The organism is Ferrovibrio sp. MS7, from assembly GCF_038404985.1.
Taxonomy (GTDB): domain Bacteria; phylum Pseudomonadota; class Alphaproteobacteria; order Ferrovibrionales; family Ferrovibrionaceae; genus Ferrovibrio; species Ferrovibrio plantarum.
In genome coordinates this window covers 160,843-172,908 of the sequence record NZ_JBBKBA010000004.1, presented here as the reverse complement: position 1 = coordinate 172,908, position 12,066 = coordinate 160,843, and the positions used below count along the sequence as shown (strand labels likewise).

Below are 12,066 nucleotides of genomic sequence, written 5' to 3'. Positions count from 1 at the left end.
GCCCGCCAATGGCGGGCTTTTTCTTTTTTCAGTGCCGAAGCGCGGAGTTTAGCGGACGAGGACGTGAACCTCGTTGGCGGCGCTCTGCGGGTTGCCGGCGGCGGAAACCGTCACGCGGCTGGCCGGCAGGCCCATATCGGCGAGGCTGCGCACCACGCGGTCAGCATTGCGGCGGGCCTGGTTCTGGTTGCTCGCCACCTGGGCGACATTGCCCTGGCCGGCGGCGACAGCGACGACATCGAACTGCGCCTGCGGCCGACGCTCCAGCGCCTTGGTCACGGCGTTGTACAGCGCCTGCTGGTAGGGCACATCGGCACGGTCGAAGCGGATCACCACCAGCGGCGTGCGGCCATCGGTGCCAACCACCGGCAGCGCACCGGTGGTGACAGCACCGCTTATCGCGCCGCCAGGCGAGGCGAAGCCAAGCGGCTGACCACCGGCCATGGTGGCGGCGGCGAAGGCGCGGGTGCCGAGCGACGGGCCGAGGGCCTCGCCGCTCTTGATCGCGGTGGCGACGGTGGTGAGGTTGCCGCGCTCGGTGCCGACATAGGCGGTCTGGCGCGCCACATCCTCGGAGAGTTCACCGAGCAGGCGGTCGATCTGCACCACGGTCTTCGAGGTCTCATCCTCAAGCACGGCAAGCTGGCGGTGATCCTCGTCGATGGCGCCGGAAATCGAGTAGGTCGACTTGGTGGCCTGCAGCAGGTAGGTCGCCATCGCGGAATCGGCGGCGACTTCATTGCTCAAGCTATTCATCGCCGCCACATCGGTGGCCATGCGGTCGAGATCGGCCTGGGCCTGATTCCACTGGTTCACCAGGATCGGGTTGCCCGGTGTGGTGCCCATCTGCAGGCGGGTGTTAATCGCCGCCACGGTGCCATGGTAGCGCTGCGAATTCGTGGTGGCCGAGCCGCGCACCGCCTGCACCTGCTGGCTGCGCTGCGATACGGCCTGCTGCAGTTGCTGCAGTTCGGCGCGCATCTGCTGCACCTTCTGGCCGACAAAAGTGCCGGTCGGCTGGCCGGGCGTGACGCCAATCGGCTGATAGCCGGTGCTGCCCATCACCGGGCCACCCGGGGCGGGGGCGGGAGGAAGCTGCGCCACCTGCTGCTGCGGCATGCTCAAGGTCGGCTGCGGATTGGCCTCAACTGCGGCAGGCGCGATCTGCTGCGTCGCCAGCGGACGGCCGGTCGGTTCCTCGCCGGTCAGCGAGGGCCACAATTCATCGGTGACATAGGAGCAGGCGGAAAGCAGCGAGACCAGAGCGAGGGCGGAAACCAAGCGCAAGCCACGCTGTGCCGCAACCGGCTTCGCTGGCGCCCGCCCAATCTCGGTTGCGAGAACAACAGGGGCCTCGAGAACAACAGGATGTGACATGCCGCGCCGTCTCACGTTCATAGTCGTTTTTGCGTTACAGCTTGCTCAGGACCGGTAATGCGGCGGCACCGCCATGACAATGGCGCTCCCACCGCGATTCAATCCTGAGGCAACCCCCATTTCGCCACCAGCTTGCAGGCTGGAGACGGACTGGCCCGCATACTAACGAAAGGCGCATCGCCCAGGCAAGCACCTTCTTCCTTGAAAATCCGAGACTTGCGGGCCTCTGGAAAGCTCTCCGCGAGAGGCTTGCATCGGGGGGCGAGTTTGAGTAGGGTCCGGCCCCGTCGCGGCACACCGCGTCACGCGCTCGTAGCTCAGCTGGATAGAGCACCAGACTACGAATCTGGGGGTCAGGAGTTCGAATCTCTTCGAGCGCGCCATTTTCCCTTTTTTGATCAATTATTTGACTGCCTTCAGCCGAGGTGGCGGGGCGGCCTCGGGGCCTGTCTGGGATTTTTCGCAAAATCCCGAGACCGATCCGAAAAATTTTTCGAAAACGGGGCGCGTGCTCACCCTCTTTTCGCGTCGTTCTTAAGACGCCTTGACGGCTCCGCCGACCACCTCGCAAACCCTGCTGCAAGTATGACTTGATGCCCCGGGCGGCCTCATTCTTTGAGCGGGAGTTGTTCCATAAATTCCCCGCTCTTGGGCGGGGCAGTGATGGACTGACGGCGCGTTTGCGCCAGCCAGACTTGATCAGGTTCGCTGCGGCTGACGGGATGAATTGCCGATAGCGGCCGATACGGGTGCGGCCCGCTTATTGGCGGATGGGATGTCCGCTGCCAAAAAGATCGCGCGAGGCTTGAGCGGTGGCGCGGGCTGCGTGCGCTTGTTTTGCGCGGCGCAAAGGATGGAGTGTGGGGGCCAGGCTAAGAGCGATCTGGTTTTTTTGGAGCAGGGCATCGTTATAGGGGAACCTAACGTTCATTCAGCTTGACTCTTCGAATTTGGCGCGATTAATGTCTCTACATATAAGACATTGTCCCTATTTGAGAGACAGGCTATGCCCAACGGACAACTTACCAGCCCCCGGGATGTTGAAGATTTCATCAGTGGACTGACTATTTACGGCACCGGCGGCGGTGGTCGTATCGATGCCGGCCGAGACGCCCTGATGCCCCTGATCGAGAAGGGGGTGGTCCCTCGCTGGCGTGACCTGGATACGGTTGGCGACGATGAGCTCTTCTGCTCGCTGTCAGGTATCGGCTCGATTGCGCCGGTCCCACCGATGACCGAGGAGCAGCTGGTATCCAACGGCTACCCCACCAAGCAACTGACGACCCCGCCGATGGTGTTGGCCCTCCGTACGCTGGAAGCCCATCTCGGCAAGACGGTCACAGGCGTCTATCCCATCGAGCTGGGCGCTGGCAACTCCACCACGCCGCTGGCTGCGGCCATGGCGGCTGGCATCGACATGGTCGACTGCGATTGCGCCGGCAAGGCCATTCCAGAGATGTCGCAAAACCTGATCGCGCTCGCTGGCGTTCCGTTCGCCCCGGCCTCCTATGCCGATCCCTGGGGCATGTCGCTGACCGTTACCGGCTGCAATTCGAGCGTGCTGGGCGAACGCCTGGGCAAGGCCATCAGTACGGTCACGAAGGCGGCCGATATGAAAGCGCAATGTGCCCGTGCGGCCTTCGTTGTCGATGGCAGGACGCTGAAGAAGCATGCCATCGGCGGCAATCTGACACGTGCCTTGAACCTCGGCCGCACCATTTCCGCGGCGCGCCAGGCAGGTGAGGATCCGGTGAAGCGCATTGCCGAATATCTCAACGGCTACATTTTGCATTCTGGCCGTATCGTCAAGAAAGTCTGGGAATCACGCGACGGTTACATGTATGGCGACCTCTACATCGAGGCGCCGAACGGTAGCAAAGCCCGCATCTGGCTGAAAAACGAGAATCACATTCTCTGGATCGATGGCGAAGTGAAAGCCACGTCCCCCGACCTCATCACCATTCATGATAGCCGAACCGGCGAGTCGGACACCAACACGAACATCCAGGAAGGCATGGATGTTTCCATCATCGCAACGCCTGCGCCAAAGCAGCTTCGGGTTCCCGAGATCGTCGCAGCACATGGCCCCCGGCATTACGGCTTCGACATCGATTATGTCCCAGTGGAGGAAAGACAGTGACGCTCGGCCTTCTGATGGCAGGTCTCAGCGACCCGCACACTCTCTCTGATTTGGCGGTCAAAGCAGAGAAGCTCGGCTTCACCGATGTCTGGATTGCCGACGAGCGTTTCTATCGCGAGGTCTATTCGCTGCTCACCCTGATCGCCACAAAGACTGAGAAAATCAATATCGGTCCGTGCGTCACCGATCCGTATTCCCGCCATGCGGCTCTCACCGCCATGGCCATTCACACGCTCGATGACATTTCCCATGGCCGTGCCATCCTGGGCCTGGGCGCCGGTGTTTCGGGGTTCACTGAAATGGGCGTCCCGCGCGCCAAACCCGCCCGCGCGATCCGGGAAGCAATCGAATTTATCCGCCAGTTCTCTACTGGCGAAGAGGTTACCTACAAGGGTGAAGTTGTCCAGTTCAATGCAGGTAAGCTGGGATTCAAGCCGACCCGCAAGGATCTCCCGATTTGGGTCGCGAGCAATGGCCCGCTTGGTCAGGACATGGCCGCTTCGTACGCCGATGCCTGCATCATGGAAGGCTGCGGCAATGCTGAAGAAGCCGCCAGCATGCGCGCACGTATCGACAAGGCGGCCGCCAAGAAGGGCCGCGATCCGAAATCGGTGAAGTGCATCGTCCGTCTGAATCTGTCCTTAAGCGAAGTCAGTTCTGATGCCTTCGATGCGCTGCGCCTGCGTGCCGCTCGGACGCTGGCTTCTGGACGTACCCACTTCGAGACCCTGGCCCGGCAAGGCTTGGAACTCAGCGATGCGGTCAAGGCGAAAGTCGCCGACGTCCCTTACAAAGCTGGGGCCGCGCCATACGAGATCATCAAGCAGGACGTGACTCAGGATATGGTTCGCGCCATTTCGCTCTGCGGCACCCCGGCTGAAGTCACGGCACAGCTCAAGGGCCTGTTCGCCGTGGGTATGAATGGTGTGATCGTCTCTGTGCTGCCTGCCAAGGGATACGACGTCGCATCCACATTGGAGAAGTTCGCGACCGAAGTCTGGCCCGCCGCCAGCGAGGCCCTGAAATGAAGTTCACGCTCCATCGGCCGGCAAGCATGTCCCAGGCCATTGCCCTGGCGGCACGGTATGCTGGGCATTGCCGGTATATCGCTGGCGGCACGGACCTTGTGGTGCAGTTGCGCCGCGGCATCCGGGTCTGCCCAGAGCTTATCGACCTATCAGGCATGACCGGGCTGAAGCAAATCGAGAAGCATTCGACCGGCTATCAGATCGGGGCCCTTTGCACCCACAAGGATATCGAAAGCCATGCGGGCCTGCAGGCTGATTTTCCGGCACTGTGCAAGGCAGCCCGTGTCGTAGGCGGCCATCAGGTCCGCAACGTCGGCACTATCGGCGGCAACATCGCGAATGCCTCCCCGGCAGCCGATGTCGCCATTGCTCTACTGGGCCTTGGCGCCAGTGTCATGGTCACGGGCAATGGCGGCACTCGGTCCATTAGCATTGATGACTTCTTCCTGGCTCCGGGCAAAACGATACTTAGGGAAGATGAGATCATCCAGGGTATCGCAATCCCGAAGCCCGGTGTCTTCACGGATGGCGGTAACCGCTATGCGACTGATTTCATCAAGATCGGGCGTCGCAAAGCGATGGAAATCGCCGTTGCCTCCGTCGCGGTGCTGGTGAATGCCGATGCCGACGGAAAGGTTCTATCGACGCGTATCGCGCTCGGTGCCGTGGGTCCAAAGCCACTGCGTGCCGTTAAGGCGGAAGTCGCCCTCAGGGAGCAGCACCTCACCGCCGCAATCATCGCGGAGGCGGCCAAGATCGCCGCTTGTGAGGATTGCACGCCGCGCACAGACGTCCGTGCCTCTGATCAATACCGCCGCAAGGTCATTGAGGGCAGTGTCAACCGAGCGCTGACCGACATATCCAATGCGCTGAGAGGCTGAAATGCTCAAGGTCAAATTCGATATCAATAACAAAATTCACGACCTCGAAATCGAGGATAGTGCGACGCTTCTGGAAGTCCTGCGCGACAAGCTTTTTCTCACCGGAACCAAGCAGAATTGTCTCGAGGCTGAATGCGGCGTCTGTACCGTCCTCCTCGATGGAAGATCGGTGAACTCATGCATCCTGATTGCCGCCCAGTGCGAAGGCCGGAAAATCACGACTATCGAGGGCATGGCGGTCGGCGGCAAGATGCATCCGATTCAAGAGGCATTCGTAAGCTGTGATGCCGTGCAATGTGGCTACTGTATTCCCGGCATGGTGATGACGGCGGCCGGTCTTCTAAATGAATTGCCGAATCCAAGCGCCGAGGAAATCCGCGAAGGACTGTGCGGCACGCTCTGTCGCTGCACCGGTTACAACAAGATCGTCGAGGCCGTGCAGGCCGCAGCACAGGCGAGACAGTAAACCATGAGCGCAGGTCTTCTGAGCAATAACCGTCTGATAGGCAGCCGCCACAAGCGCATTGACGCGTCTTCAAAGGTTCAGGGAGCCACGATTTACGCTGCTGACTTCACTCTGCCTGGAATGCTCCATGGCCGCGTATTCCGCAGTACCCAGGCCCATGCCAGAATTATTCGTCTGGATACTTCGAAGGCTCTGGCCCTTGCGGGGGTGCGAGCCATTGTGTCCGCGAAGACCATGAAGCTCAATTTCTATGGCAATTTCATCAAGGATTTTGAAGTTTTCGCCGATGGCGAGGTGAAGTATGTCGGCCAGGCTATTGCGGCTGTTGCTGCGGATACGGAAGCTATCGCGGAGGCGGCGCTTGGTCTGATTGAGATAGAATATCAGCCGCTCCCGGCTGTCTTTGAACTGACGGAGGCGATCAAAGAAGGTGCGCCGCTGGTTCATCCTGATCTGAAGAACCTGAAGGGTCATCCGCTTGCGACCCCCGACGGCAATCAATCGAGCGTAACAGTCATCAAGGCCGGTGATGTTGAGCAAGGCTTCAAGGACAGTTACCGCGTCTACGAGCACACCTTCCGTACCGCCCCGGTGCATGCCGGCTATACCGAGCCGCGCGTGGCTGTGGGACAATGGACGCCCGACGGTGATGCCACCGTCTGGTCCAATGCCCAGCTACTGTTCGATACCCAGAGCAGTCTTGCCGAAATCTTCGGTATCTCGCCCGGAAAAGTCCGCGTTATCGTCCCGGCGATTGGGGGCGGTTTTGGCGGCAAGCTGCGCATTGGCATGGAGCATTTCGCGCTGGCTCTGGCTCATGCGGCGAGGCGGCCTGTGCGCGTGATGTCGACTTCGCATGAGGAGCTGTCTGCGGCACTGTTCCGGCAGCCAGCTCATATCTGGTTGAAGACCGGTGTCGACAAGGAAGGCCGCATTATCGCCAAACAAGGCAGACTTCTGGTCGATACCGGTGCCGCTTCAGGTTCCGGCCCGCTGATTGCCTCGACAGGTGTCACGCTACTGGCTGGTCCATACAAGCTGCCCAACCTTCTTATCGAAGGGCGCTCGATATACACTAACAACCATCCGACCGGCTCAGTACGCGCCCCGTCCGGTCCGATGTCAAACTTCGCGTCTGAATCCCAGATGGACATCATCGCGCACGATCTGGGTATCGACCCGTTGGAGATTCGTCTGCGCAACATCATTCATGAAGGCGATCTGAGTCCGACCGGCCAGGTGATGACCCAGGTAGGTCTGGAAGAATGCCTGCTCAAGGCGGCTGAAGCCATCGGCTGGGATAAGCGGAACCCGGAGAAGAATCGTGGCAAGGGCCTGGCCTGCGCGGCATGGATGACCTCCCGTGGCTCATCGGGGGCTTACCTGAAGCTGTCATCCGGTGGAGTCTTCACCCTGATGGTCGGGGTGGTTGAACTAGGCACCGGCGCTCTGACTGGTGTGGCTCAGATTCTCGCCGAAGACCTGGGCGTCGATGTTTCGGACATCACGGTCGTCAGCGCGGACTCCCAGACCACTCCATATGATTTCGGTTCTCAAGGCAGCCGCACCATGGTTACGGTCGCCAACGCCGCACGCATGGCGGGGGAAAACCTGATGAAGAAGTTGCGTCCGATGGCCGCCAAGGCCCTTGGCGTAGCTGAGGTCGATCTCGAACTCGGCGGCAAAGGCTTTTCGGCGAATGGAAAGAAAATCACTTATGCCGAGCTGGCCGCCACGGCGAATATGGGTGGGGGAGGGCTGACCGCAGAGGCGAACTATATCGCCGACGCAGTTGCACATGATCCGGCACGCGTGAGCAAGCACTACTCGCCAGCATGGCCGGCGGCGAGTTTCCATGTTCATGCTGCAGATGTCAGCGTCGATGAGATGTCGGGCGCGATTACTATTAATCGCTACGTTGTTGCACAGGACGTTGGCTATGCGATCAATCCGTCAAACCTCGAAGGCCAACTGGAAGGTGGTGCGGTTCAGGGGATTGGCCAAGCGATATTCGAGGAACTCGTCATAGTCGACGGCCATGTCATGAATGCAAACATGACAGACTATAAGATGCCCACTTCCATGGATGTTCCGCCAATCGAGGTTATCCTCGTGACGCACCCTGCCACCTCCACCCCATATGGAGCGAAGGGAGTGGGAGAACCTCCGACCATCCAACCTCCAGCGGCGATAGCAAACGCCGTCTTCAGTGCGACGGGCAAGCGCATCATGAGCCTGCCTATTACAGCAGAAAAGATTTTGTTGCATGACTGAAGCTGCGGCCATATCGAATGCAAGCGCGGTAGCCGGCGACACCGTCCTCGTTCAGTTCAATCTGAACGGCAAGGATATAGTGGTCGAGGTGCAGGCATTCGCGTCCTTGGCCGAGGTTTTGAGGGAGCGGCTGCAACTGACCGGTACGAAGATCGGGTGCGGCAGCGCTGAATGCGGTGCCTGCACGGTCCATCTCGACGGCGTCGCCGTCCCCGCTTGCGTGACACTTGCCGCCACTATTGATGGCCGGAGCGTAACGACCATCGAGGGTCTTTCGCCAGATGGCGAGGCGACGGCGCTGCAGCAGGCTTTTCTGGAAAACGGCGCCTTCCAGTGTGGCTTCTGCACCTCGGGCATGATGATGTCGGCTGCTGCTCTCTTGCAGCGAAATAGCTGCCCGTCCGATCAAGATATCAAGATGGCATTGCAGGGCAATATCTGTCGGTGTACCGGCTACGTCCAGATCATCGAAGCCGTCCGGAAGGCGTGCGGCTGATGTCTGAGGTATTTGAAAAGACCGTCGGTCGGCGCATCCCTCAGATCGAAGGCCGGAACAAGATTTTCGGTCGCTCCAAATACACTCACGATATCTCGCTTCCCAATATGCTGCATGGCGCTATTCTGCGCAGCCCGCATGCATCGGCGAAGATATGCAGCATCGATATCTCGGCCGCCAAGGCCATGCCTGGCGTCCATGCCGTCATCACGGCTTCGGATTTTGCAGACGCACAATACGTCAACTACGGCGCCGGCTACTCGGATCGTCGCCCGATGGCTCTCGGCCGCGTACGGTTTTATGGCGAGGAGGTGGCGGCAGTGGCCGCCGATACCCTGGAGATTGCTCGCGAGGCGGTCCGAGCCATCAAGGTTGACTACGAGGTCTGGAAGCCGGCCCTGGATGTTTTTGAGGCGATCAGCTCCAACGCCGATGAAATACATCCGCTCCGGGATGGGTTGCCCAGGAATGTGGCCCAGAAAATCTCGGCAATGTTCGGCAATGTCGAGGAAGAGTTCGGCAAAGCTGCCCTGATCGTCGAGGGGCATTTCGAACACGGTATCGTTTGGCCGGTCTGCATGGAGACCAATGCAGCGGTCGCGTCCTACGACAAGAGCGAAGAAAAGTTGGAAATCTGGGCGGGCACACAGGCCCCTTTCTTTGTCCGTAAGGAACTGGCGCGTGTCCTGCCGTTCGAGCGCGAGAAGGTCGTCGTCCGGTCTGTTGCGGTTGGTGGCGGCTTCGGCGGAAAGTCGCAATCGCCGGAACAGATTGCCATTGCGGCACTCCTGTCGATCCAAACTTGCCGCCCGGTCAAAGTGGTGCTGAGCCGTGATGAGGAATACCTCGCGGGCAAGACCGACCATGCCAAGTATATGAACCTGCGTACTGCCGTGGACAAACACGGCAACATCCTTTGCCGGACGCTGGATGCCCATGTCGACAACGGCGCCTATACCCATATGGGGCCAGTCTACATCTCGGCAATGCGCCACCGCATCACCAATCTCTATCGGGTCAAGGCGGCGGCAATCGAGGCCAACCTGGTTTACACCAACAAGGTTCCGGGTGGTTCGTATCGGGGTATGGGCGCACCTGGCATCATCTGGGCGATCGAGAGCCAAGTCGATGAAGTCGCCGAGAAACTCGGCCTGGACCCTGTGGAGTATCGGCGGAGCATTGCCAATCAGCCGGGCGATGAAACCATCCTGGGCTGGAAAATCACCTCCTGCGGCCTGGACGAGTGTCTGAAGCGTTCGGCCGAGCTGATTGGCTGGAAGGAGAAGTACGGCAAGCTGCCCAAGTATCGCGGCGTCGGGGTTGCTTCGATGATTCATGCCAGCGGCAGCGTTCTCTATGCCGAAGGCAATTTCTCCAGGATTGCTCTGGTTGCGTATCCCGACGGAACCTTCCGTATCGGCACGCAAACTGCCGACACCGGTACCGGCCAGAATACCCTGCTTGCCCAGCTCCTGTCGGACTCCCTCGGCATCCCGATGAGCCGGATCGACGTCCTGCACATGGATACGGAAGAGAGCCCTGACGACCTGGGCAGCGCCGCCTCCCGCGTGACCTTTGTCACCGGCAATGCGGTCCTCGATGCCGGCAGGAAACTGGTGGCTGCGGTGAAGGAGAATCTGGCCATCGATTGGTCGGTTCCGGTTGATGCCATTGACTATGCAGACGGTCGGTTCAAGCGGCCGGATGCCCCGGACTTCATGACTTTTGGGCAGGCAGCTCAACGATATGGCACGCTGAAGGTTGAGGGCTTCTACGAAATCGACCTGGCACGGCCGGATGCAAAGACCGGCTTTGGTAATTACGCCGCCTCGTATGCGTTTGCAGCCCAGACGGCCGAGGTCGAAGTCGATCCGGAGACCGGTCGGGTCAAAGTCCTCAAGATTGCTTCTGTCCAGGACGTCGGCAAGGTCATCAATCTTACGGCACTGGAGGGGCAGACCTACGGTGGTATCGTTCAGGGCATCGGCATGGCACTGAGCGAGGAGGTTCTGTTCCAGGACGGCCGACCGATCAACCGGTCGCTCTTCAACTACCGTGTCCCCCGGATGCTCGACACGCCGGACATCGTGGTCGAATTCGTCGAGACAGAAGAAAATCTGGGCCCCTTTGGCGCCAAGGCTGCCGGTGAGCCGACCATCAACGCCACTGTGGCCGCGATCGCGAATGCGGTTGCCAATGCGACGGGTGTTCGATTCCACAAGCTTCCGATCACGCCGGAAATGGTTCTGGAAGCCCTGCGCAAGAAGGAAAATGCCCCTCTGCCGGATATGAAGTCGCTCAGCCGGTTGCGCAATCTCGAAATCGCGACCGTACGCAAGGCCTATCCGGCGATGGCGCCCGTGATGAAAAAACTCGGCAAGGCCATCGGGGCCTCGCGCGATGCCAGCACGCCGAAAAGAATTGTCCAGGCCGAGTCTATAGCGACTGCGGTTCATACGCTTGCGACTCCTGGTCTCAAGAGCCAGCTCATCGCGGGTGGCACGGATCTGATCCCCGGCATAAAGCAGGGCATCTACTCGCCCAGGCAGTTGGTTTCGGTCGGCCATATCGCATCGATGCGGAAGATGCGACTTGATGAAGGCTTCATTCGGGTCGGCGCTGGCGTCACCTTGACAGCTCTGGCTGAGGACGAGCTTATCAACACTCATTTTCCGACATTGAAGAATGCCATTCTGCAGATTGCGACGCCTATCGTTCGCAACCGCGCCACCGTGGCTGGCGATCTGTGCCAGGAAAAGCGTTGCTGGTTCTTCAGGTCGGCGACGCCTTGCTACCGTTTTTCCGGGCCGGCATGCCCGTGTTACGCCGTGCTGGGCGAGAACAGGCACCATTCCATCATGGGAACTGGGCGCTGTGCCGCGCCGTGTGTTTCGGATCTCGCGCCAATCATGACCGCGCTGAAAGCCGATCTGGTTGTGGTCGGTCCGCGTCGAACGCGAAAACTTCCGGTTGGCGAGCTGTATGTCTGGGCTGGTGAGACTGTCCTGGACCCGGATGAAATCATCACGGAAATCAATATTCCCGTGCCGTCCCGCAGAAGCGCTTTCCACTTCGAGAAATTCGCCCGCTGGGCTGGTGACTTCGCGGAAGCCTCGGCTGCGGTTGATGTAGCGGGAACCCGTGCCCGCCTCGACTATGTCGCCATCTCGCTGGGCGGCGTGGCGCCGAAGCCAATCCGCATCCCGGTCGCTGAGAATATCCTTCTGTCTGATCCGCTATCTCAGGACCTGATCGACGAGGCGGCGAAGTCAGTGGTATTCGGCGCTCTGCCGATGAAGGACAACGCCTACAAGGCGGAACTGACCATCAATGTCGCACGACGCGCTATCGCGAAAGCAATTGAGCTTTTGTGACGCGGACATTGCCAAATCATGCAATTTGCT

8 protein-coding genes and 1 tRNA gene are annotated in these 12,066 nt (G+C 60.0%); 8 read left to right on the top strand and 1 reads right to left on the bottom strand.

The window, feature by feature from the left end:
* Nucleotides 1-48: 48 nt before the first annotated feature.
* Nucleotides 49-1,287, bottom strand: coding sequence for a hypothetical protein (locus tag V6B08_RS21365; RefSeq protein WP_341984777.1), 1,239 nt, complete (start codon nucleotides 1,285-1,287; stop codon nucleotides 49-51).
* Between the two features lie 396 nt (nucleotides 1,288-1,683).
* On the opposite strand from V6B08_RS21365, the gene V6B08_RS21360 reads away from it, so the two are divergent.
* The 8 genes from V6B08_RS21360 (at nucleotide 1,684) to V6B08_RS21325 (ending at nucleotide 12,036) form a co-directional block, all read left to right on the top strand.
* Nucleotides 1,684-1,760 (top strand) — tRNA-Arg (locus V6B08_RS21360).
* Between the two features lie 623 nt (nucleotides 1,761-2,383).
* Entirely contained in the window at nucleotides 2,384-3,517 is a 1,134-nt protein-coding gene (locus V6B08_RS21355) for an S-methyl thiohydantoin desulfurase family protein (protein ID WP_341984776.1), read from the top strand.
* Nucleotides 3,514-4,545: an LLM class flavin-dependent oxidoreductase gene (locus tag V6B08_RS21350; protein ID WP_341984775.1), complete on the top strand. Its 1,032-nt coding sequence runs from the start codon at nucleotides 3,514-3,516 to the stop codon at nucleotides 4,543-4,545. The genes V6B08_RS21355 and V6B08_RS21350 overlap by 4 nt, the downstream gene beginning before the upstream one ends.
* Nucleotides 4,542-5,426: an FAD binding domain-containing protein gene (locus tag V6B08_RS21345; protein WP_341984774.1), complete on the top strand. Its 885-nt coding sequence runs from the start codon at nucleotides 4,542-4,544 to the stop codon at nucleotides 5,424-5,426. The genes V6B08_RS21350 and V6B08_RS21345 overlap by 4 nt, the downstream gene beginning before the upstream one ends.
* Nucleotide 5,427: 1 nt before the next feature.
* Nucleotides 5,428-5,892: a (2Fe-2S)-binding protein gene (locus V6B08_RS21340; protein WP_341984773.1), complete on the top strand. Its 465-nt coding sequence runs from the start codon at nucleotides 5,428-5,430 to the stop codon at nucleotides 5,890-5,892.
* 3 nt (nucleotides 5,893-5,895) lie between these two features.
* The gene (locus tag V6B08_RS21335; RefSeq protein WP_341984772.1) at nucleotides 5,896-8,166 is read left to right on the top strand and encodes a xanthine dehydrogenase family protein molybdopterin-binding subunit; all 2,271 of its coding nucleotides are present in this window, start codon (nucleotides 5,896-5,898) and stop codon (nucleotides 8,164-8,166) included.
* Entirely contained in the window at nucleotides 8,159-8,662 is a 504-nt protein-coding gene (locus V6B08_RS21330; protein ID WP_341984771.1) for a (2Fe-2S)-binding protein, read from the top strand. The genes V6B08_RS21335 and V6B08_RS21330 overlap by 8 nt, the downstream gene beginning before the upstream one ends.
* Nucleotides 8,662-12,036: a molybdopterin cofactor-binding domain-containing protein gene (locus V6B08_RS21325; RefSeq protein WP_341984770.1), complete on the top strand. Its 3,375-nt coding sequence runs from the start codon at nucleotides 8,662-8,664 to the stop codon at nucleotides 12,034-12,036. Before V6B08_RS21330 ends, V6B08_RS21325 begins: the two co-directional genes overlap by 1 nt.
* Nucleotides 12,037-12,066 lie beyond the last annotated feature (30 nt).